This is a genomic window from Fictibacillus nanhaiensis, from assembly GCF_023715445.1.
Lineage (GTDB): Bacteria > Bacillota > Bacilli > Bacillales > Fictibacillaceae > Fictibacillus > Fictibacillus nanhaiensis_D.
Window position 1 is genome coordinate 1,187,941 of the sequence record NZ_JAMBOD010000001.1, and the last position, 21,104, is coordinate 1,209,044.

A 21,104-nucleotide genomic window follows, 5' to 3' on the forward strand; every position below is an offset into this window, starting at 1 on the left:
GAGAGGACAAACTAAATGAAACGGTTTACAAAAGAAGAGAATAGCTGGATGTTTTATGATTGGGCAAATTCTGCTTACTCAATCATTATTACAACTGCCGTATTTCCTCTGTTTTATAAAGCTGCAGCTATGAAGGCCGGTGTCAGTGCTTCAGATTCTACTGCATATCTCGGTTATACGATTGCTATTGCCACGTTTATCTTGGCGATGCTCAGCCCCATTTTAGGAACCATTGCAGATTACAAAGGACTGAAAAAAAGGTTTTTCACCTTCTTTTTTGCCCTTGGCTTGATTTCAACTGCAACCCTTGCTTTTATTCCAAGTGATCAGTGGCTGCTATTATTAACTTTTTATACCCTTACAGCAATAGGCTCCAGCGGATCCAATGTCTTTTACGATGCATTTATTACAGATGTAACAACGGAAGAAAGAATGAACAGAGTCTCGTCCAGAGGTTTTGGCTTAGGCTATATTGGAAGTACAATTCCTTTTATAATCAGCATTGCCATTATCGTTTTAGCCCAAAATGAAGTTCTCCCATTCTCAACCACGATTGCAAGTAAGATTGCGTTTCTTATAACTGCTGTATGGTGGGGTGTTTTTACGATTCCCATGCTGAAAAACGTTTATCAGCGTTACGGAATCGAGCGCGAACCAAAACCAATCGTCAACAGCTTTAAACGCTTAGGTAACACGATAAAGGAAATCCGTAAATACCGTGCATTATTCTTATTCCTGCTTGCTTATTTCTTTTATATTGATGGAGTAGGTACGATTATTACGATGTCAACAGCGTACGGATCTGATCTGGGCATCAGTTCTACTAATCTTTTAATTATTCTGTTTGCCACTCAGGTTGTAGCTGCACCATTTGCCATTTTATATGGAAGATTAGCTGAAAGATTCACAGGTAAAAAGATGCTATATGTAGGTATTGGTGTTTATATCATCGTTTGTATTTATGCTTACTTTTTAAAAACTACTCTCGACTTTTGGATATTAGCGATGCTTGTTGCAACTTCACAGGGAGGCATTCAGGCACTTAGTCGTGCCTACTTTGCTAAACTTGTACCAAAGAAAAACGCCAATGAGTTTTTCGGATTTTATAATATTTTCGGTAAGTTCGCTTCCATCATGGGACCATTATTGGTTGCGATCACAGCCCAAGTTACAGGAAACTCAGCAAGCGCTGTGTTCAGCTTAGTCATTCTTTTCATTATTGGTATTTCAATTTTATTTTTTGTACCAGAACCTAAAATTGAATCTTCTCATACGATTAGTGCGTAAAACAAAAACAAGACTGACCTAATGATTATCTTTTAGGGCAGTCTTTTTCTCTATTCATTTTTTCTAAGCAGTTATTTCCCTGTCATGATTGTGCACTCTCTCCTTCTTAAAGCTAAACACTGCAAAGGCTAATAGAGCAAACACAATAAGGAATGTCAGCAGGATAGCCATGTTTGAAAGAGCAGCCCCAAAATCATTTAACGTGATCACAGATTTAAATCCTGCAATTGAATAAGTAAACGGCAAGTATTGGCTCAGATTTCTATATTCCTCGGGCAGCATTTCAATCGGAAGGTTAGCTCCTGTAATTGATAGCTGCATGATAACAAGTCCAAGCGCAATAAAACGTCCAACGTTTCCGCCAAAGGCAGCCAGGAAAAGGACGATGGCTGAAAAAGCACTACTTGCAACAAGAGCAAACAGGATTAATCCACCTGGGTTACTCACATTAACCTTTAAAATAAATAGCACGACAATTAATAGCAAGATTGCTTGAACAACAGCAAGTGTCGCAAGCTTTAAAAACTTCACCGCAAACCAGTTAAAGCTAGAAATGAACGGCGGTTTTTTAAAATCAATGAATAGAGACATGATTAAGATTCCTACAAACAAACCAAGTGTAAGCACATATGGAGCAGTAGAATCACGATAGTGTTCATACTCATTCACTGCTTTACTTTTTAGCTGCACAGGAGAAGCAAACATATTGATATTATCCTTTCCCTTCATGCCGCCTGTTTTCTCAGCACCTGATTTCAGACCAGAAGATAGTTTTGCACTTCCATCATTAATTTTTCCTGCTCCATCATTTAGTTTGGTTGCTCCTTGGGACAGCTTTTTCCACCCTTCATCAACTTTTGCATTTCCATCTGAAATTTGGCCAGCTCCAGAATCTAATCGTGTAACACCTGAAATTAACTCGTTCCACCCTTTATCGACTTTAGCATTACCGTCTGCTATCTGTGCTGCACCAGCTTCAAGTTTTCCAGCTCCTTGATCAAGTTTTATCTGCCCGGCCACCAATTGATTAAGTCCGGCATTCAAGGCAACTGTTCCGGGAGCTACTTTGTAAGCGATTCCATCCGCGACCGAAACAGCTCCTTCATTCAAAGCAACTGATTTTGCGGAAAGGTTGGTTAATCCACTTGATATTTCTTTCGCACCATCTATGATTTGCTGGTAATAAGGTCCTACATTAACAGTTGGATTTGCTTTCTTATATTCTTCAAGGCCGGCAACCAATCTTTGTGCACCAGCTGCAAGTTTTGCCGAACCGTCCTTAAGCCGGCCCGTCCCGTCTGCTACCTTTCTGCTTCCGGGGACTAAACGTTCTGCAACACCGTTTTTAAGCTCTTCACTTCCTTGTTCTGCTTTTTGAAGTCCGGCAAGGATTTGCGAAGATCCATCCTTTAAGCTTACTGTACCTTCGTGCAGCTGTTTTGAGCCATCTGCCAATTTGTTGATATCCCCTGATTTTTCATTAAGTTTATTTAGTAAAAGTCCAGTTCCGTTTTTCAGTTCTTTTGTTCCGTTTGCCAGCTTCGTAATATCCGATTGCTTGGAGGTCACAGAAGTTAAGAGTTCATTCGTTCCCTTATGCAGCTGGCTTGTACCGTCTGCAAGCTGAGAAGATCCATCTGCAGCTTTTCCAAACCCATCAGAAACCTCTCCTAAAATATTCGTCACATATTTTTCCGTTATTGTATCGGCAAGTTTTTCACGCATTCTTTGTGTAGCTGTTTCTGTAACTTTGGAAGCTAAAAAGTTAAGTCCCTCATTTTGGATATACTCTAATTCTAGCTTTTTTGGCTGCGGGCCTAAAACCGTTGTTACTCTTTCAGAAAAATCCTCTGGAATGATAATGGCCATATAATACTCATTCTTTTGAAGCCCTTTCATAGCTTCTGTTGAATTTACAAATTTCCAGCCTAGGTCTTTCCCTTCCTTCATATTCGCTACGAGATCTTCCCCTACATTAATCGCCTGTTCTCCGGAAACAGCCCCACGATCATTATTAACTACTGCAACCGGCAAGTTAGAAAGATTATCATAAGGTCCCCAAGTTGCTGATAAAAGAATTCCTCCATATACCACAGGAACAAGTAATGCGGCAATGACTGAAAAAAGAATAGCTTTGTTTGCTGCGAGTTTAGCAATTTCAGCTGATAACAAATTAAAGATCTTCATTCAGATCCCCTCCAAATGTATGTAAGACTTTTTAATAAAAATGAATGGCGACTCATTCATTTAATTATCATAATATTCAAATAATAGTTATAAATCCAGTTAATCTGTAAAAACACATATTATTTACTAGTGAGTCCTACACTAAAAGTAGTATTTAAAAATATCATTGCAGTAGGTCGTTGGATTCAAAAAAGGATGCCCCTTAAAGGACATCCTGCTTGTTAACTCTTTTATTGAGCTGGTCCCTGGTGCGGGAACTGATTCATATAGTTTGAAAATTGCTGATAAGTTTGCTGCAGCTTTTGAGCATCAGCAGGTTCCAGAGAATACCAGCCTTTTTTAAACATCATGTTGTACAGTTCTCTTTGCATATTTTGTGTTTCGTTAAATACAGTAAGCAAGTCTTGGTAAAGCGCTTCATGACTTGCTTCATTTAATACTATAGAATAAGAATCGGTCATGTATTTTTCATAGGACAGAATATCATTGATAAAATCCCTGTCGTTCATCTCTGGTGTTTTAGGTACAGGAGATTTTGGGTTTTGAATTTTATTGGATTGATTCATTTGTAAACTCCTTCCTAGTTTTGGATATTGGCCTGTGTCTGATTCATTGCTGCTTGTTGTGCTGAAATATGGCCGATTATTCGTTTATAATGGCTTTCATGCATTTGGCATGCTTTTTCAAGTACAGCTTTCACCTCTGTATCCTGACATTGAGTGGCCATGAAATGTGCTTTTTTCGTCCCTAGCAGGTTCCATGAAAGCATGTCCGTAACATAATTTAGATCTTTTCCTGTGATAATTTGTGGCGGATTTTGATAGACAGGCTGCTGCTGATTCTGCATCTGATTTTGATTTTGCTGTTGCATTGGAATAGCCCCCTTCATCATTTTTCCATATTATCTTTCCTTACAATTGAGGCATTATGCATTTTTTTGTAAAATAAAGTAAAATAAAACAAGCAGCAAAATGCTGCTTGTTCAATTCTTATTTTGAAATCCATTTTGCTCCTAGAATCGTTTGTATACGATAAAAATTTCCGAATGATGCATTTACTTGATATGTGCCTGGGTAAAGACTTGCTGCCGCCATTTTATGTTTTATGTTCGGGCGGTCATGCAAAGGTACTTTTTGTGTAAGCGTAATTGTTTTTGTTAAAGCAGTAATACGCTTTTCCCATCTTTTATCCCCTTCAATTGCCATATAAAGTCCTGCCTTTTTATTACGGTTCCATTCTTCCGAAAAGATGGAAACTGGCGGATTTGTTTCTCCGGCATAAGGTGCAAGTTCAAAAGTAAAGCCAGGCCGTTTGAAAGTTTGAATGAACCAGTCTTTATATCCTCCACTACTTGATAAACTCGTATCAGGAGGAATAAGCCTGTATCCTGTCATATTCGCAAGTATACTTCCAAGTGTCTTGTCACCCTCATATGTATTGCTTCCATAGTTAAAATGATAATACAAAATTCTTCCGGCAGTATGATAAGAATTTGTAATCTCAGGATCCACTAAGTATGTGAGTGCAGAAACTGCTTTTGCTTCAGTCGTTTGAAGCGGGACTTTCCCTTTATAATCTTTGTAATAAGGAGCTTTTGCATTATTATTGATATCTTCCCATCGTGCAGGATACTGGCGGTTTAAATCTATCCCTTCTCCATTTGATTTCCAGCGTTTGAAGTCTTTGCTTCCGCCATTCATTTTAATAAGGTTTGCATGTGCTCCAGCCGGAAAAGCAGAAAGCCCTTTTTGCTGCAGAGTTACTCCATCGGGATTTGTCATGGGTACAAACCAAATTGAAGTATTATTAAGTACATGTGCAACATTGTATCCGTCCATCGTTCCATTCAATACATACTTTTCGCTGTATTGATCAATCATTTCCATTACAATATTGGTTGTTATCCATTCCCTCGCATGATGAGATGCGTTATATAAAACTGTCGCATCCCCCCTGCCCAGCTTTACCGCCCATATGTCCCTGCCATAAGGCGTTTTTCCAAGTGAGCTATATTGAACCAAGCCTGGATATTTTTGTGCAAGAGTTTTTATGTCATTCGTCATCATTTCATATGTATACGTTTGATACGGATTGACATAACTAGCTGCTTCAGCTTTATCACTTAATCCCGATACCCCTATAAATAAAAACGTAATAAATAAAACCAGCCCTTTTTTCAACACAGCTTCTCCTCCCAATCTATTATTATTTGAATTTACTAAAATTATATATAGATAAAGAGATTTCTTCGCATGAGTAAAGTCTTCATAATTGTTTCAGTTTGTTTACTTAATTTAAGACAAATTTCATGAATTTTTGGTAAACATCAACAAAAAATGAGAAACCATTATAGTCTCTCATTTAATTGACACTATTTAATTTAACAGCGTAACCTGTTAATTTAATTTGATAAGAAAGCTCTTCTAGTCTTGCAAGAACTCTAGTCTTGTCGTATGTAAAATAACAGAAATAAATAAAGATAAAAAAATGATATATTAATTACACAAATTCTAGCTGTTGTCGGATTCGTTTTTCCGATGGAAGAATTGTTTCATCTAACACCGATTCATAATGTGATTCACATTGTTTCTGGTATTGTGGCGCTTATTATGAGTTCAAGTGAAGCTAAAAGTTTATTATATGCGAAGGTTTTTGGTGTTGTGTATCTGCTTGTCGCAATTTTAGGTATATTCACTCATGAATTTAGCGGTATTATGTTTATGGTGGCTACAAATATTCTGCATTTTGCCATTGCATTTTCTTCTTTTTATGTTGGTTTTAAAACTACTGTATCCAGTCATACAGGACATACTGCATCCAGATAATTTTTCAAGACAAGAGCACTCCGCTGTTTCGGGCGGAGTGCTCTTTTTATTCTTACTTTTCAGTTAGCAACTTTTATCGTTTCTTTTTACCGTTTTCAAATTCTTCCTCGAAGAAAAATGTACTAGGGTGTTCGCTGACTTTATAGCAATATTTTTTCATATGTTTAACATATTGGAATTTTGAAATTGTCACACACTCACCCGTTTTTAAAACGGTTACTGTCTCTCCTTGATTAAACATGTTACCTGATCCCTTCAAGTAAACACTTCCCTTCTACTCTATTTTACCACATTTCGTGAAAAAGCTTTAAATTACATTTTCAATACTTTGTTCCATTATTGGTTTTGAGGGTTCTTCCTTTTGGGAAGAGTAATAAAACAAGAAATACGAAACTAGAGGGAATATGGATGAAAAAAAACAATAAAAAGACATCACCAGACGTACCAGATCGGCAGTATTTTTTTCCAGCTCAAATTATCGAATACTTTATTGAAGAAGGTAAAGCTTCCCTGCAGATTACGAACCTGGCACAATTTATTTTATCGTTTATGGCAGGAGCATTTATTGCTTTTGGTGCGTTAGGTTCAGTTCTTTTATCGATGGGAGTTCATACTCCTGGTCCATATAATCTGCTTTCCGGGGTAGGATTCGCCATTGGATATGCCATGATCTTTTTATCGGGTTCGATTCTTTTTACAGAGATTAATGTGCTTCTCCCCAGCTATATTTTACAAAGTAAATATTGGGTAAGTAAAAAGGTGCTGCGATTTTGGTGCATTTGTTACATCGGAAATTTTTTAGGAGCCTTATTTGTAGGATTTCTTTTAAATTTATCGGGCTCTCTTGATAAAGAATTCTATGAAGGACTTTTGAAATTCATGGAAAAGAAAATGGAGTTTACAGATCGTGGTACTTGGGGATGGTTCCAAGTTCTCTTTTCAGGTATTCTCGCTAACTGGCTGATTGGTATTGCTGCAGTACTTGCTACCGCGGCAAGAGATGTAATGGGTAAGATATTCGGAATTCTATTGCCTGTGATTATTTTTGAAGCGGGGAATTTTCAGCACGCCGTTGCAAATATGGGATATTTCAGCATTACCGTTTTAGAAGGCTTCGAATACAGCTGGTATGAATTCATACTCCTTAATCTGATTCCCGCATCCATCGGGAATTTAATCGGAGGGGGAATTCTTGTATCTCTTTTGCTCTCATTCGCATTTAAAGAGGATATTGATGATGATATTATTAAGGATGATGACAAGTCAGACAAGATTGACAAGAAATATAATAAATAAAGTGGTTCTTCATCACCTTCATTGTCGTATACAATGAAGGTGTTTTTTGTTAGAGTTCATATTAGAAATAGATTTCATCAAAAAAGGATGAACAACAATGCCAAGCACTAAAATTGCATTCCTGTTTGTTGCTGCAGGTGCCTCTTTATGGGGAGTAATCGGTTACTTCGTTAAAGAACTCGCATCTATCGGATATACACCTTTACAAATTGTATTTTTAAGAGCTATTAGCGCTTTGCTCTTCTTTTTCCTATGGATTATTTTTTACCGTCCACGTTTGCTAAGAATAAAATGGGAAGACAGCTGGTATTTTTTCGGAACAGGTGTGCTAAGTGTTTCGTTTTTTAATTATTGCTACTTCACTACGATTCAGCACTCATCTCTTGCTATTGCAGCTATACTCTTATATACAGCTCCCGCTTTTGTTCTTTTAATCTCTATTTTTGTTTTTAAAGAACAATTAACATGGAAGAAGCTTACAGCATTATTTTTAACTTTTTTAGGATGCACTTTTGTTTCGGGCTTATTTTCAGGAAATTTCTCTGAGCTTTCATGGACAGGATTCATTACGGGTTTGGGAGCTGGATTTGGATATTCTCTTTATAGCATCTTTGGCAAACTTGCTGGCAAAAAATACGAAACGCTGACGATCAGTTTTTATACTTTTCTATTTGCAATGATTGTTTTATTTCCTATAAGCGGAATCTATTCTTCTGAAATTTCAGTTTTACAATTAAATGTTTTGGGGTATACAGCCGGACTGGGACTGTTTCCCACAGTGCTTGCTTATTGGTTCTATACACAGGGGTTAAAGCAGCTCGAAGCAAGTAAAGCCTCGATTATATCTACTGTAGAACCTGTCGTTGCAACGATCATGGGATTATTATTATATAAAGAATCGCTTTCTAGCATTCAAATGACTGGCATACTGCTTGTTCTAAGTGCGGTTCTATTGATACAAGAACGAAAAACAAAAAAGACAATAATCGATGGAACATTGAATAAAGCTCAATAAAAAGGGTACAGCCAGATGCTGTACCCTTTCTTATTGATTATAAAATTGAACTTAAAAAATCTTTCGTTCGTTCTTCTTGTGGATTATTAAACAACTCCTGAGGTGTTCCTCTTTCCCAAATCTGACCGTCATGCATATATACCACTTCATCTGCAACTTCTTTTGCAAATCCCATCTCATGGGTAACAACGACCATAGTCATGCCTTCTTGAGCGAGTTCCTTCATTGTGGCCAACACTTCTCCAACAAGTTCAGGGTCGAGTGCTGATGTTGGTTCGTCAAAAAGCATGATATCTGGTTTCATAGCAAGTGCTCTTGCTATAGCTACCCGCTGCTTCTGACCCCCAGATAGCTTAGCCGGGTATACATCAGCTTTGTCTGACAAGCCTACCTTTTCAAGTAAAACCCTCGCTTCTTTTTCAGCTTCTTTTTTATCCTGATTTTTCACCATTACTGGTGCTTCCATTACGTTTTCGAGAACGGTTTTGTGAGGAAAAAGGTTAAAGTGCTGAAAAACCATTCCAACTTTTTGACGTACTTCGTTCAAATTATGAGACTTTGGATCAACTTCTTCTCCTTCGATCACTATCTTTCCGCCATTTTTAATTTCTAAAAAATTTATACAGCGCAGCAAAGTACTTTTACCAGATCCGCTGGCACCGATTAAAACAACTACATCGCTTTCATGGACATCCAGATTTACTTCCTTTAGAACCTCCAGATCCCCAAAGCTTTTTTTCAGGTTCTCTATTTTTATCATCTCTTTTTTCATATAAAACTCCTCCTATTCCCCAGCTGAAAGTTTCTTTTCCAACATATTAACGAGAAGTGTGAAAAGAAGGACTAGGACCAGATAGTATAAACCGACAATTATCAAATATGTCATCTCATCAAACGTTCTTGATCCTTGTGTAGTTGCTATACTGAAAAGCTCTGATAAAGCGATAAAAGATGCCAAGGAAGAGTCTTTTAGACCGATAATAAATTGATTTCCAAGCGGCGGCAATGCTCTTTTGAACGCTTGCGGCAATATAATTCTGCGCATCGTTAAACCATAGGTCATTCCTAAAGAACGGCCGGCTTCCATTTGTCCTCTGTCTACAGATTGGATGGATCCCCTAAAAATTTCAGCTATATATGCACCATTATGCATGGCAAGACCAAAAGCAGCAGACCAGAAAGCTGAAATGCCAAGTTCAGCAAGACCAAAGTAAAAAATAAAAATCTGCACGATTAGCGGCGTCCCGCGGATTAGTGCAATATAAATGTTGGCAATCCAATTAAGAATTTTGATACCTGATATTTTGAATAAAGCAAAGATCAGTCCGATTCCAGTACCGATCAAAATAGAAACTACTGTTAGTTTTAAAGTAATCCAAAGACCCTTCATGAAGAGCGGATAACTTTCTATTAATACATCTAGAATATGTGCTATATCAAACATGCAGTTTATTCTCCCCTTTTCATCTCTTTTCTCAGAAAAGAAAGCCGCCCTGCACTTTTGTCATGCGGGCGGCTCACATAGGTTATTCAGGCTTTTTTGTGATATCAGCACCGACGAATTCTTCACTAAGCTTAGCAAGCTCTCCGCTGTCTTTGAGCTTCTTTAAAGCTTTATTAATTGCTTTTAACAGTTCTTTATCTTCTTTTTTCACGGCAATAGCTTGCTCGCTTGTGCCTAATTGTTCTTTTTCAACAATTTTAAAACCTTTTTCTATCGCTTGTTTTCCTGTGATTGCATCTGTAATTACAGCATCATGCTTTCCTTCACTTAAGGCACGTAATGCAGTTGCATCACTGTCATAATTCTTAATCTGATCTGTAAATTCCTGAGCAGATTTTTCGTAGGTAGAACCTTTTGAAACAGCAACTTCTTTTCCTTTTAAATCTTCCTTTGTTTTTATATCACTGTCCGGTCTTGTAAAAATGACTGGACCAGAATAATAATATGGCTCGCTGAAATTCACTGCTTGTTTACGATCTTCAGTGATTGTATGGCTCGCCACTGCTGCGTCAAAACGATCTGCCTTTATTGCGGAAACCGCACCATGAAACTTAAATTTCTCTGGAACAGCTTTTAAACCAAGCTCATCTGCAATTGCTTTACCTACTGCAACATCATAGCCTGTTAGTTCACCATTCTTATCAACAGAACTAAATGGCGGAAATTCACCTGAAACAATAAAATTGAATTCCCCTTCGTTTTTTAATTCAATACCCCCGTCACTTGATTCACTGCTGCCACATGCAGCCAGTACCATCATCGAAAAAATGACTGCTAAAATACTAATCTTCTTCTTGAAATCCTTCATTCTTATCCTCCTTGAAATCCCATTTAGCAGGTTACACCCACATGACAATGGTAGCATGAAATGTAATGTTTCTCAATTTTCCGCAAATTTACAACAAGAAATCAAACCGTTATTCCACGCTCCTACGCGTTATTTACCCTTTTTAGAAAAGATGTAAACACCTAGTAAGCAAGCAAAAAACGCCTTTCAGCAAGATATCCAAAAAGCGCTTTCTATTATTTTTATCAAAGTAATAGTTTAATGGGCAGCAAGACAGTGACCGTTGTCCCTACGTCTAAAACACTTTCAAATGTAATATTTCCATGGTGGTTCTCAATAATTTTCAAACTGACCATCAATCCTAAGCCTATTCCTTTTTCCTTATTTGAGTAAAAAGGTTCTCCTAATCGCGCAAGCCGGTCTTCGCTGATTCCGGTGCCTTGATCGGTAACCTTTATAAACACGTAGCTGTCCTCAAAATTACCTGTTTCAACAGTAATCGTTCCCCCGCTGTGCATGGATTCGATTGCATTTTTAATTACATTTATGATGACCTGTTTAATCTGATTTCCTTCGCAAAGTATTTGGGATACGTCCCTTAGCTTGGTTTCAAACTGTACGTTGTTCAGGTTTGCTTCAGAATCTAATAGAGTTATGGTCTGCTTTATAAAGTCATTTACGTTTCTTTGTTGAAAAAACGTATCTTGATGGGGTTTTGCCAGTACTAAAAATTCCGTTATGATAGATTCAATCCTGTCCATTTCAGAAAGAATAATTCCGCTATGTAAATCGTCCAAATCTTGTTTCATTAATTGTACAAAGCCTTTTATACTGGTAAGCGGATTTCTGATTTCATGAGCTATGCCTGCTGCCAGCTCACCAACAACAGTAAGTTTATCAGATTTTTTAAGAAGCTCTTCTTTTTCCTTTAGTTCTGTAATATCTTCAGAGATTCCGGCAATTCTATAGATTTCACCTTGATCATTTGTTATCGGGAACGCTCTTGTTCTGATCCAGCGTACTTTCTTATTCTTACATTGAATACGGTATTCGATTTTCGCTTCTCCTCTGGAGATTGTTTCGATAAACTCCTTAACTTCTTCCTCATCATCAGGATAAATCCCGGTAAAAACAGAAGAAAATACTGCTGGGTTTTCTATGTTCCATATTTTTTGATAAGCTTTCGATACGTAGATCAGTTTACGTGTTTCATAATCTTCCATCCAAAAAACATCTTTTGCATTTTCAGCAAATTGCCGGAACCTCTCCTCACTTTCGCGAAGTCCTATTTCCATTCTTTTATTTTCTGTTATATCCCTGGAAACACCAACAATCCCTTCGACTTGCCCTTGTTCATTTTTTATGGGAGAAAGAATAGCTTGATAGTATAGTCGTTCCCCATCCCGGACATTGCTCCATTCATAGATCTGTGATTTTCCATCTAAGACGAGTTTGCACACTTTTTCCTGGCCATCCGCAATTTCTTCACCAAAAACTTCTCTAACCGTCTTTCCGAGAAAATAGGCTGGTGTTACATTATGTTTTTCCATCCATTTTCCGTAGATGCCTGTATGTCTCAAGTTGTGATCCAGTGTAAAAACAGTATCTTCCATTGAATCTACAAGTGACAGAAACCTTTCCTGGCTTTGGCTTAAAGCCTGTTCTGTCTGTTTTCTTGCCGTAATATCCACTAAAGTGATAACAACCTGTTTGATTTGTTCTTGTTTGTATATGGGTTTAGTACTGGCCAGTAACCAATGCACACCCTCTTCCTGTATTAATCCGAGTTCTTTACCATCTATCTCATGACCCGTTTGAAATGTAATTTGTGAAGGAAGCTCCTGAAATGGTAGTTTAGTTTTTTGCTGATTAATAATGGTGAGAGGCAGATCATATAAGAATTTACCTACCATTTCCGTTTTAGAAAGCGAAAGAATTTCACAGGCTTTTCTGTTTGCCAGCAATATAAGATTTGAACGTTCAAGGACGATAATACCGCTGGAAACGGCTTCGTACAATGTATCCATCATATTGTTGTCTTGAGATTTTAACGAAGTTTCTCGCATAGTCTACATCCCTGCTGAATTTATTTAATGTTGTTATCTTACAAGAATTGTCTTTTCTCTATTTTTCTATTAAATACAAAAAATTACAAGTATTATTTTTACATTTAAGAATTTCAATCCGAATGAACGTTGTGTGTTAAAAAAAGCAATGATTTATTTTGCCTTTTTTGAGGTAAAAGGAAGTATATTGAATTTTGCAAGAGATGCCGCATAAAATACAAAAGGAATTAATAGTTTAATAAAAACGATTAGTCTTGGGGGTAATTTTATATGTTTCTTTTTACTGCTGCATGCATAGCTGCCTTCTATCTATTAACTCAAAATGATACTTTGAAGTTCAAACAAATTACTTGGTCTGTATACGGAGTAATAGCTGTAACGTATATGATCGGTTTGCTGATTTTGAAACCTGACACAACTTCCTATGTGTTCTGGGTACAGTTATTTTTTATTCTTTTATTGCTTCCCGTTTTTATTCTGATAATTCGGAATCTATGGATCCAAAATAGAAGCACCCCAGTCTGGGTAAAATATTCTGTCTCTATACCGGTATCTTTGCTTTTTATTCTAACTCTCTGGATCTGCTGGAACATGTTCCCGATTGTTATGTATATTTTTTAATCCATTCTGGATGCTTGAAATCACATAAGAACAAAAGGAAAACGTCCTATGGCTTTGCCATAGGACGTTTTCCTTTTTTCCTTTTCTTTAACCCGCTTTATGTGTGCGCCTCAAAAACACAAAATACACTTATTTGTCTTTTTTGGGGGTCTGGCCCCCCTCCATTAGCGACAGCACCTCTTTGACGATGGTGTTGATTTTTTGATCGATGAACCCGTCTCCGAATGTTTCTTTGGCTCTTTTTATAGCTATTACTACTTCTTCATCATATTGGATTAAATCTTCATCATCTTCTGCCTCATTATATAAATCAATCATGCTGTCCAAACCTTCCTGCATCCGATCAATGGCTTGACTGTATTTTTCACGGTCTTCTTTGTTATATTTCACCTTTATCACCCATCCATCAGTTTTTCCATCTCTTCTCACTATCAAACTTCATCACATTGCGGAGCCATGACTTTTTTCACTATTTTTTTACAAGAAAGTATACTATAATAATTTGGTTATTATTATCTTGAAATATATTATTTTACAAATAAATAGAAAGGAGGGGTAAAAATTGATTCGCCGGTGGTTTACAAAAAAGAATAAATCCCTGCAAGCTGTACTTCATACACAGTCTAAGGAGACAGCGGCGGGTTTGTATGCGTACGACGCTGCAGATCCAGACCCTGTAAGAGAAATATCTCATTTCAAGAGCCGATTAAAAGATTTTGGCATTGAATTTAGCCAATTGGCAGCAAGCACGCCTCGTGAACCTGAAAATAGACTTCAAGCAATTAAAGTAGCGGAAGAAATTGCAGGAGATCCTGAAATGAGAAACTACTTTTTAACCTGGAAACGATTACCCCTTCTTCATGACGAACGAACATTGCATCAAAAACTCACCATGAAAAAGCAGCGTGAATACATAACCGCACTTACACTGATTTTTATAGAAAATTATCAAGTGTTACTGCAATATGTACCGGGCACGGGAGGAAAACACTAATGAACAAAGCGATTATTGTAGAAGTTAGCAGCCGCCACCTCATCGTTCTGGCTGAAGGCGGGGAATTTAAAAAAATTAAAAATACGAATGCGGCATACACAGTCGGACAAGAAATCTCACTACCTGTTTTGAAAGAAAGAAAGGATTCTATTTTCTCTGTCATTATAAATTGGAAAACTGGAACAGCTATAGCATTAGCTATTATTCTATTGTTCTTTCAAGTTTTATCCCCTCTTTTACAACAAGGAGCTTATGCATACGTTGGAATGAATATGGATCCTAGTTTGGAATTAAAGATTGATGAAGACATGCATGTACTCAATATCTTTTCATTCAATGAACAAGGGGATACCGTTCTCAATCTTATGGGCGAATGGGAGAATAAAGATATTGCATACGTAACAAACCTTATTTTTGAAGCATGTGAAGACCTAGGATATTTAAAAAAGAAAGAGGAAGTATTAATTACGACAACTCTTTCTGAAGATATTCCTGAGGAAAAAGAAATTGAGATGAAGAAACGGGTTAATAAAGTTATGACCCAAACCGCAAAAAAGAAATCTGTTGAAATGACAACGATCGTGATAAGTTCTAAAGAACGTGAAAAAGCCAAAAAAATGAAAATATCACCCGGGCACTACGCCATTTATACAGCTGCAAAAAAATCCGGCATCAAAATAACCGCTAAAGAAGTTTCCAATCAAACAATTGAAGAAATTTCTGAAAAGGTTGGACCCATTAAAGAACTTTTAGATAAAAATGATAAATCAGAAACAGTTTCATCAAATAAAGAGGAAAATCGTGTTTATGAGCCGCCACATCCAATCCTGGATCAAAAAGGGAAAGATAAAGCGATAAATGAAAAACCGGAAAAGCCTTCAAAAGTACAAACGACTCGTAAAGAACAACCTGCAAAACCTCATAGCAGTCAATTGATCATGGCACTTGAACCAAAGAAAGAAGAAAAGGTTAAAGAACGTGTAAAAAAAGAACACGGAAAACCAAAAGACCTGCCGTTAACTGCCGCAGGTTCTGAAAATACAAACGCAGCGAAGCCTTCAGAAAAAGATGTACCAGCTGCAATTCCTCCTAAGAATAATATGTCAAAGGAAGAAAAAATCAAGGAGGAAAAACCTAAAGAAGAAAAGCCGAAAGATGACAAAACAAAAGGATATGAACAGCCTTCACCAGATCCTGAAGAACCTGTTCAAGATCCCCAGCCTGAACCAGTACCGAAGCAAGAAAACTGGATTTATATTGAAATCATGATTGATGGAATGATGATTACGGTTAGAATTGAAAGTGATTCAAATTTATTAACAGAAGATCTTACCAAACAAGCATTAGCACTTATAAATCAAAATCTATTATCTCAAAACCAATCTTTAGGCGCTTCAACTAAGCAGCCAAAAGGAACGGCACAAATAGTTAATAACACCAATTGCGGCCAGGAAGTTGAACCTGCTAAAAATACAGCAGAGAATTCCCCGCAAAAAGCTGCATAACTTAAACAGACTCCGGTATTATCCGGAGTTTTTCTTTTTTCCTCCCTCGTATATTTTCTTTGCTCTTGTGGCAATAGTGATAATAGGAGGAGAGTGCACATGCGCGGAGTTTATTATATCTATTTAAGACTGCCAATGCTGATCAGGCTGGGCATCATTCTTTTGCTTATTCTGTTTACAAGCGCTGTTTTAGCACACTTCTTAGAAAAAAAGACTTTTCCAACGATATTTGAAGCTTTTTACTGGGCAGTTATTACAGCAGGTACTGTAGGTTATGGAGATTACGCACCCCTTACTTTTGGAGTCAGATTAATCGCGATTTTTCTCGTATTTTTAGGAGGATCCTTTTTAGCATTCTTAACTATTCACTTTGCGAGTGCTGTTGTGAAAAATGAAAATCGTTTTATAGAAGGGAAAAATATGTATAAAGACCAAGGTCATTTTATAATTGTCGGCTGGAATGAGCGTGCACGAAACACGATTCGGGTCCTAATAGAAAGGTCAGAAACCGATAAAATTGTTTTAATTGATGATTCCTTAAAAGCTAACCCTTTATATCAAGAAGGGATTCATTTTATTCAGGCGAAAGCTACTGAAGATCAAACATGGATGAAGGCCCATATCCAAAAAGCGAAGATTGTTCTCATAACCGCTGATTCAAATTTAAAAGAATCGGATGCAGATATGAATACTATATTATCCATTCTTACTGCACGCGGACTCAATGAAGAAGTACTGATACATGCAGAAATATTAACATCCGAGCAATCAACAAATGCAAAGCGGGCTGGTGCCGATTTTCTTATACAAACCTCAAACCTGGCTGCTAATGAAATGGTCAATGGCTTATATAATGAAATTACACAAAAATAGACAGGCAGCTGATGCCCTGTCTATTTTTTTATTTTAGCAATTGCTCTTCAGCTTTTTTCAGAAGTTCTTTTCCGATTCCAATCCATTTTTTATCTATTGATGCGTCGGGGTCTTGCGGTTCCGAAAATTGATTGACACTCCCCGATAAATTACCCGCTCCTGCGTTATCATCTAGTCCAATCTGATATTTATGGGCGAGCAAAAATGGCTCCCCCATTTGGATGGTGGTCTCTCTTCTATCCAATTCCCCTTCAACCGCTTTAAATGGGATTCTTAAAAAAGAATACCCTTCTTCATCATCGAGTTTGTAATCAAAATACCCGTGGTCATAGTCCCAGTTGCCTCCATATGAAAAACCAAGGCTTTTCAAGACATCTTCGGCTTCATTCAATGCAAAAAATCCATTTTCCAGCTTGCTTTTAATTGGTTTCATTCTTGTCCTCCTTAGCTATTCCTATTACTATCATTTAGCGTATCCAAATAACTTATAGAATATTTGAGTGCTAAGGAAGACTGTTTCTTTAAAAAAGCCCGGTCATATGACCAGGCTCTATCTTATAAACGTTTTTCTAACTCTTCTTTTTCTTTTTCAAATCCAGGTTTTCCGAGGAGTGCAAACATATTCTTCTTATATGCTTCTACTCCTGGCTGATCAAACGGATTCACTCCTAAAAGATATCCGCTGACCGCACATCCTTTCTCAAAGAAATAAACCATGTAACCAAAATGATATGGTGACATTTCCGGAATATTCACGATTAAGTTAGGAACTCCACCGTCAGTATGGGCAAGAAGCGTTCCTTGGAATGCTTTCTTATTAACAAGATCCATTGTTTGACCTGCAAGGAAATTCAGTTTATCCAAGTTTTGATCATCTTCTTCAATCGTTAATTCTTCGCGGGCTGAATCTACGTACAATACCGTTTCAAAAAGGTCACGGCGTCCTTCCTGAACATATTGCCCCATTGAATGCAGATCAGTTGTGAAGTCAACTGACGCAGGATAAATTCCTTTGTAGTCCTTTCCTTCACTCTCGCCATAAAGCTGCTTCCACCATTCAGACACATAATGAAGCCCCGGTTCGTAATTTACCATCAGCTCAATCGTCTTGCCCTTATTATATAAGGCATTACGAACAGCAGCATACTGATAGGCACTGTTTTCTGCAAGGTTCGGGTTGTTAAAATCAACTGATGCATCTTTTGCACCATTCATCATTTCTTCAATGTTAACTCCGCTAACAGCGATTGGTAAAAGGCCTACAGCTGTTAAAACAGAATAGCGTCCGCCAACATCATCAGGAATAATAAAGGATTCATAGCCTTCTTCATTTGCTAAAGTCTTTAATGCCCCCTGCGCTTTATCCGTTGTTGCGTAAATGCGTTTGCGTGCTTCTTCTTTTCCGTATTTTTCTTCTAAGAACTTTCTAAAAATACGGAACGCAATAGCTGGTTCAGTAGTTGTACCAGATTTAGAAATAACATTTACAGAAACATCCTTATCCTTTAATACATCCAAAAGCTCCTTAACATATGTGGATGAAATGTTCTGTCCTGCAAAGAAAACTTGCGGAGTCTTTCGCTCTTCTTTCGTTAGAAGATTGTAGAAAGAATGGTTCAGCATTTCTATCGCAGCTCTAGCTCCTAAATAAGAACCCCCAATTCCTACTACAATCAAAACATCGGAATCATTTTTAATCTTTTCAGCACTTTTAACGATTCGGCTAAACTCTTCACGGTCATAGTTTTCAGGAAGATCTACCCAGCCTAAAAAATCATTGCCTGCACCTGTTTTTTCATGAATCGCCTCATGTGCTGCTCTTACAGCTCCTGAAAGATAATCTACTTCATGCTGCCCGATAAAAGAAAGGGCCTTGCTATAATCAAAACTCAGCTTCTTTGTCATATGTAAGCCTCCCAACAATCATTTATTCTTTCACTTTATACAATGCGACCATGCAAATCAAGAAACCCCATCCATGTAAACGGTTTCGATTAAAAAGACGAAATATTCTTAATCATTCTACATAAAAAAGAAGGGGGCAGCCCCTTCTTTTATAATGACATTTTTAAAATGTTTAATACGTCATTTTTATTTTGTTTACTAAAGTTGCCAAACTCACCTCTAGCCATTGCCTTATCTGCTATTAGATCGAGTTTTGAGTTGTCAATATCATAATCGGCTAATGAGTTTGGTGCACCAAGTGATGTCCAAAACGCTGAAAGACGGTCTATCCCCTCTAAGGCAGCTTCTTTATCAGATCTGCCATCTGACTCTACATTAAACACACGAACTGCGAGCTGTTTAAAACGTTTAACATTTGTGTCTACGTTATGACGCATCCAATTCGGAAACAGAATTGCCAACCCACCAGCATGCGGTATGTCATACACCGCAGAAACTGCATGTTCAATATTATGGCTGCCCCAGTCACCGCGAAGACCCATTTGCAATGTTCCGTTTAATGCCATTGTACCACTGTAAAGAATCGTTTCACGCAGATCGTAATCTTCAAGGTCTTCCAATAGCTTAGGAGCTGTTTCCATCACCGTTAACAAAATAGATTCAGCGAAACGGTCTTGCAAAGGAGTGTTTTCAGCATTATGAAAATATTGCTCTAATACATGCGACATCATATCGACAATACCATAAATTGTTTGATCTTTTGGAACTGTAAATGTATAAGTTGGATCTAGAATTGAGAATTTCGGAAAGACTAGAGGACTCCCCCAGCCATATTTCTCCTGGGTTTCCCAGTTTGTAATAACTGAACCAGAATTCATTTCTGACCCAGTTGCAGCTAGTGTAAGTACTGTTCCAAACGGAAGAGCATCTTGCGGTTGTGCTTTAAGGGTTATTAGATCCCAGACATCTCCATCATATTTTGCACCTGCTGCGATTGCTTTTGTACAGTCAATTACACTTCCTCCGCCAACCGCTAATAAGCAATCAATATCGTTCTCCTTACAGATTTTAATTCCATTTTTAACTGTTGAAAGTCTTGGGTTCGGTTCAACGCCTGAAAGCTCGCTTACCTGTGCACCCATCTGGTTTAATTCATTCATAACTTCATCATATAAGCCACTGCGTTTAATACTGCCGCCGCCATAGACAAAAAGTACTTTTTTACCATAGCGGCCAAGTTCTTCTTTAAGTGCTTTAATTTGATTTTTACCAAATACTAATCGTGTCGGATTGTGATATATGTATTCGTTCAATACAATCTCTCCCTTTACTATCATTTAACCCGTATTATGTGGAGACTCAATTGAAAAGTAAAGTAATCAGCTTACCGAACATTAGCTTTTTCCTCTATGGATTGTTTCATCACGGAGAATAGGGGAATGTATAGATAAAGTAAAAAATGGACACCCTAAGACAGCATTCTATACGTGCAAGTAAGGAGGGGATCATAAAATGAGTGGATTACAACGATTTGCTTTAGCATTCGTAATTATCGGTGCAATCAATTGGGGGCTTATCGGATTTTTTCAATTTGATCTAGTTGCTGCCATTTTCGGCGGGCAGGACACCGCTCTTGCTCGTATCGTCTACGGTCTTGTTGGTCTATCTGGTTTATACTGTTTAACTTTATTATTCAAGCCTTCTGAAGAGTTTAGTCATGAAGGCAATCCAGAACATAACCGTGCTTAATTTATATCATTTTAAAGCCAAAAAAACCTCCCGGAGCGGGAGGTTTTCATTACTTTTTAAGACGCTTATTAAGTTGAGCCTGACGGTCTGTAGACTCTTTTAACCAGTCTTTAAGTTTAGCTTCAAGTGTGTTGAAACCTTTGTTAGCGTCTTGAGAGTTGCTGCTGCTTGCTTTTTTGTTGTTGAAACCACCAGGACGGCGCTCTTTTTTAGGTGCTGGCGCTGGTGCTTCTTGTGTTTGTCGGATGGAAAGTGAAATTTTCTTGCTGTCTTCGTCAACAGAAAGAATTTTCACTGACACAACGTCCCCAACACTTAAAGCGTCATTAATATCTTTAACGAAGCCATGGGAAACTTCAGAAATATGCACAAGACCTTGTACATTATCATTTAATGCAACAAACGCACCAAAAGGCTTAATGCCTGTAACTTTACCTTCAACAATGCTACCTACTTCAAAATTCATGAAAACACTCCTAACTATTTTTTA

General features: G+C 37.6%; 23 protein-coding genes. 9 read left to right on the plus strand and 14 right to left on the minus strand.

The genetic code is table 11. The features are described 5' to 3' along the window. The first annotated feature begins 15 nt into the window (after positions 1-15). Positions 16-1,287 (plus strand): MFS transporter, encoded by a 1,272-nt coding sequence (locus tag M3196_RS06105; RefSeq protein WP_251321326.1) that lies wholly within the window; start codon positions 16-18, stop codon positions 1,285-1,287. A gap of 63 nt (positions 1,288-1,350) precedes the next feature. On the opposite strand, the gene M3196_RS06110 is transcribed toward M3196_RS06105, so the two are convergent. From M3196_RS06110 to M3196_RS06125, 4 genes are all read right to left on the minus strand, one after another. Further along, positions 1,351-3,474 carry a YhgE/Pip domain-containing protein gene (locus M3196_RS06110; protein WP_251321327.1) on the minus strand — a complete coding sequence of 708 codons (2,124 nt, stop codon included), beginning with the start codon at positions 3,472-3,474 and terminating at the stop codon, positions 1,351-1,353. Positions 3,475-3,704: 230 nt separating this feature from the next. Then, complete coding sequence (locus tag M3196_RS06115; protein WP_251321328.1) at positions 3,705-4,040, minus strand: spore coat protein; 336 nt, start codon at positions 4,038-4,040, stop codon at positions 3,705-3,707. A gap of 14 nt (positions 4,041-4,054) precedes the next feature. After that, a complete protein-coding gene (locus M3196_RS06120; RefSeq protein WP_251321329.1) occupies positions 4,055-4,345 on the minus strand; it encodes a hypothetical protein in 291 nt (96 codons plus the stop codon). A 118-nt stretch (positions 4,346-4,463) separates the two neighbouring features. After that, complete coding sequence (locus M3196_RS06125; RefSeq protein WP_251321330.1) at positions 4,464-5,654, minus strand: M14 family zinc carboxypeptidase; 1,191 nt, start codon at positions 5,652-5,654, stop codon at positions 4,464-4,466. 357 nt (positions 5,655-6,011) lie between these two features. Here M3196_RS06125 and M3196_RS06130 point away from each other — a divergent pair, with 357 nt between their 5' ends. Further along, on the plus strand, positions 6,012-6,299 hold the full coding sequence (locus tag M3196_RS06130; RefSeq protein ID WP_251321331.1) for a DUF4383 domain-containing protein: 288 nt from the start codon (positions 6,012-6,014) through the stop codon (positions 6,297-6,299). A 73-nt stretch (positions 6,300-6,372) separates the two neighbouring features. Here the strand turns inward: M3196_RS06130 and M3196_RS06135 are convergent, their stop codons facing one another. Then, positions 6,373-6,540 (minus strand): hypothetical protein, encoded by a 168-nt coding sequence (locus M3196_RS06135; RefSeq protein ID WP_251321333.1) that lies wholly within the window; start codon positions 6,538-6,540, stop codon positions 6,373-6,375. A 167-nt stretch (positions 6,541-6,707) separates the two neighbouring features. On the opposite strand from M3196_RS06135, the gene M3196_RS06140 reads away from it, so the two are divergent. Continuing rightward, positions 6,708-7,595, plus strand: coding sequence for a formate/nitrite transporter family protein (locus tag M3196_RS06140; protein WP_251321334.1), 888 nt, complete (start codon positions 6,708-6,710; stop codon positions 7,593-7,595). A gap of 97 nt (positions 7,596-7,692) precedes the next feature. Further along, the gene (locus tag M3196_RS06145; RefSeq protein ID WP_251321336.1) at positions 7,693-8,610 is read left to right on the plus strand and encodes a DMT family transporter; all 918 of its coding nucleotides are present in this window, start codon (positions 7,693-7,695) and stop codon (positions 8,608-8,610) included. Positions 8,611-8,647: 37 nt separating this feature from the next. Here M3196_RS06145 and M3196_RS06150 read toward each other — a convergent pair whose 3' ends face one another. The 4 genes from M3196_RS06150 to M3196_RS06165 form a co-directional block, all read right to left on the minus strand. Further along, complete coding sequence (locus tag M3196_RS06150) at positions 8,648-9,382, minus strand: amino acid ABC transporter ATP-binding protein (protein WP_276531246.1); 735 nt, start codon at positions 9,380-9,382, stop codon at positions 8,648-8,650. 12 nt (positions 9,383-9,394) lie between these two features. Beyond that, entirely contained in the window at positions 9,395-10,054 is a 660-nt protein-coding gene (locus tag M3196_RS06155; RefSeq protein ID WP_251321337.1) for an amino acid ABC transporter permease, read from the minus strand. Positions 10,055-10,136: 82 nt separating this feature from the next. Beyond that, entirely contained in the window at positions 10,137-10,922 is a 786-nt protein-coding gene (locus tag M3196_RS06160) for a transporter substrate-binding domain-containing protein (RefSeq protein ID WP_251321338.1), read from the minus strand. Between the two features lie 224 nt (positions 10,923-11,146). Continuing rightward, complete coding sequence (locus M3196_RS06165; protein ID WP_251321339.1) at positions 11,147-12,967, minus strand: PAS domain S-box protein; 1,821 nt, start codon at positions 12,965-12,967, stop codon at positions 11,147-11,149. 270 nt (positions 12,968-13,237) lie between these two features. On the opposite strand from M3196_RS06165, the gene M3196_RS06170 reads away from it, so the two are divergent. Further along, positions 13,238-13,588 (plus strand): hypothetical protein, encoded by a 351-nt coding sequence (locus M3196_RS06170; protein WP_251321340.1) that lies wholly within the window; start codon positions 13,238-13,240, stop codon positions 13,586-13,588. Positions 13,589-13,717: 129 nt separating this feature from the next. On the opposite strand, the gene M3196_RS06175 is transcribed toward M3196_RS06170, so the two are convergent. Then, on the minus strand, positions 13,718-13,978 hold the full coding sequence (locus tag M3196_RS06175; RefSeq protein WP_251321342.1) for an atypical membrane-integrating protein (Mistic protein): 261 nt from the start codon (positions 13,976-13,978) through the stop codon (positions 13,718-13,720). Positions 13,979-14,150: 172 nt separating this feature from the next. Between M3196_RS06175 and M3196_RS06180 the strand changes: the two genes are divergently transcribed. The 3 genes from M3196_RS06180 to M3196_RS06190 all read left to right on the plus strand — a co-directional run bounded on the left by M3196_RS06180 (position 14,151) and on the right by M3196_RS06190 (position 16,960). Beyond that, the gene (locus M3196_RS06180) at positions 14,151-14,582 is read left to right on the plus strand and encodes a hypothetical protein (protein ID WP_251321343.1); all 432 of its coding nucleotides are present in this window, start codon (positions 14,151-14,153) and stop codon (positions 14,580-14,582) included. Next, complete coding sequence (locus M3196_RS06185) at positions 14,582-16,087, plus strand: anti-sigma factor domain-containing protein (RefSeq protein ID WP_251321344.1); 1,506 nt, start codon at positions 14,582-14,584, stop codon at positions 16,085-16,087. The genes M3196_RS06180 and M3196_RS06185 overlap by 1 nt, the downstream gene beginning before the upstream one ends. A gap of 99 nt (positions 16,088-16,186) precedes the next feature. After that, the gene (locus tag M3196_RS06190) at positions 16,187-16,960 is read left to right on the plus strand and encodes a potassium channel family protein (protein ID WP_251321345.1); all 774 of its coding nucleotides are present in this window, start codon (positions 16,187-16,189) and stop codon (positions 16,958-16,960) included. Positions 16,961-16,988: 28 nt separating this feature from the next. Here the strand turns inward: M3196_RS06190 and M3196_RS06195 are convergent, their stop codons facing one another. From M3196_RS06195 to M3196_RS06205, 3 genes are all read right to left on the minus strand, one after another. Continuing rightward, on the minus strand, positions 16,989-17,393 hold the full coding sequence (locus tag M3196_RS06195) for a YugN-like family protein (RefSeq protein ID WP_251321346.1): 405 nt from the start codon (positions 17,391-17,393) through the stop codon (positions 16,989-16,991). A 122-nt stretch (positions 17,394-17,515) separates the two neighbouring features. Continuing rightward, positions 17,516-18,865, minus strand: coding sequence for a glucose-6-phosphate isomerase (locus tag M3196_RS06200; protein WP_251321347.1), 1,350 nt, complete (start codon positions 18,863-18,865; stop codon positions 17,516-17,518). Between the two features lie 149 nt (positions 18,866-19,014). Further along, complete coding sequence (locus M3196_RS06205; protein ID WP_251321348.1) at positions 19,015-20,178, minus strand: iron-containing alcohol dehydrogenase; 1,164 nt, start codon at positions 20,176-20,178, stop codon at positions 19,015-19,017. A gap of 199 nt (positions 20,179-20,377) precedes the next feature. Here M3196_RS06205 and M3196_RS06210 point away from each other — a divergent pair, with 199 nt between their 5' ends. After that, entirely contained in the window at positions 20,378-20,614 is a 237-nt protein-coding gene (locus tag M3196_RS06210) for a DUF378 domain-containing protein (protein WP_251321349.1), read from the plus strand. A gap of 49 nt (positions 20,615-20,663) precedes the next feature. Here M3196_RS06210 and yugI read toward each other — a convergent pair whose 3' ends face one another. After that, on the minus strand, positions 20,664-21,080 hold the full coding sequence (gene yugI, locus M3196_RS06215) for a S1 domain-containing post-transcriptional regulator GSP13 (protein ID WP_251321350.1): 417 nt from the start codon (positions 21,078-21,080) through the stop codon (positions 20,664-20,666). Between the last annotated feature and the right edge of the window lie 24 nt (positions 21,081-21,104).

What these genes read in the sequence shown, in the direction of transcription:
- M3196_RS06105 (WP_251321326.1), top strand. Translation starts at nt 16, where the DNA reads ATGAAACGGTTTACAAAAGAAGAGAATAGCTGGATGTTTTATGATTGG.
- M3196_RS06110 (WP_251321327.1), bottom strand. Translation starts at nt 3,474, where the DNA reads ATGAAGATCTTTAATTTGTTATCAGCTGAAATTGCTAAACTCGCAGCA.
- M3196_RS06115 (WP_251321328.1), bottom strand. Translation starts at nt 4,040, where the DNA reads ATGAATCAATCCAATAAAATTCAAAACCCAAAATCTCCTGTACCTAAA.
- M3196_RS06120 (WP_251321329.1), bottom strand. Translation starts at nt 4,345, where the DNA reads ATGCAACAGCAAAATCAAAATCAGATGCAGAATCAGCAGCAGCCTGTC.
- M3196_RS06130 (WP_251321331.1), top strand. Translation starts at nt 6,012, where the DNA reads ATGGAAGAATTGTTTCATCTAACACCGATTCATAATGTGATTCACATT.
- M3196_RS06135 (WP_251321333.1), bottom strand. Translation starts at nt 6,540, where the DNA reads ATGTTTAATCAAGGAGAGACAGTAACCGTTTTAAAAACGGGTGAGTGT.
- M3196_RS06140 (WP_251321334.1), top strand. Translation starts at nt 6,708, where the DNA reads ATGAAAAAAAACAATAAAAAGACATCACCAGACGTACCAGATCGGCAG.
- M3196_RS06145 (WP_251321336.1), top strand. Translation starts at nt 7,693, where the DNA reads ATGCCAAGCACTAAAATTGCATTCCTGTTTGTTGCTGCAGGTGCCTCT.
- M3196_RS06150 (WP_276531246.1), bottom strand. Translation starts at nt 9,382, where the DNA reads ATGAAAAAAGAGATGATAAAAATAGAGAACCTGAAAAAAAGCTTTGGG.
- M3196_RS06155 (WP_251321337.1), bottom strand. Translation starts at nt 10,054, where the DNA reads ATGTTTGATATAGCACATATTCTAGATGTATTAATAGAAAGTTATCCG.
- M3196_RS06160 (WP_251321338.1), bottom strand. Translation starts at nt 10,922, where the DNA reads ATGAAGGATTTCAAGAAGAAGATTAGTATTTTAGCAGTCATTTTTTCG.
- M3196_RS06165 (WP_251321339.1), bottom strand. Translation starts at nt 12,967, where the DNA reads ATGCGAGAAACTTCGTTAAAATCTCAAGACAACAATATGATGGATACA.
- M3196_RS06170 (WP_251321340.1), top strand. Translation starts at nt 13,238, where the DNA reads ATGTTTCTTTTTACTGCTGCATGCATAGCTGCCTTCTATCTATTAACT.
- M3196_RS06185 (WP_251321344.1), top strand. Translation starts at nt 14,582, where the DNA reads ATGAACAAAGCGATTATTGTAGAAGTTAGCAGCCGCCACCTCATCGTT.
- M3196_RS06190 (WP_251321345.1), top strand. Translation starts at nt 16,187, where the DNA reads ATGCGCGGAGTTTATTATATCTATTTAAGACTGCCAATGCTGATCAGG.
- M3196_RS06195 (WP_251321346.1), bottom strand. Translation starts at nt 17,393, where the DNA reads ATGAAACCAATTAAAAGCAAGCTGGAAAATGGATTTTTTGCATTGAAT.
- M3196_RS06200 (WP_251321347.1), bottom strand. Translation starts at nt 18,865, where the DNA reads ATGACAAAGAAGCTGAGTTTTGATTATAGCAAGGCCCTTTCTTTTATC.
- M3196_RS06210 (WP_251321349.1), top strand. Translation starts at nt 20,378, where the DNA reads ATGAGTGGATTACAACGATTTGCTTTAGCATTCGTAATTATCGGTGCA.
- yugI (WP_251321350.1), bottom strand. Translation starts at nt 21,080, where the DNA reads ATGAATTTTGAAGTAGGTAGCATTGTTGAAGGTAAAGTTACAGGCATT.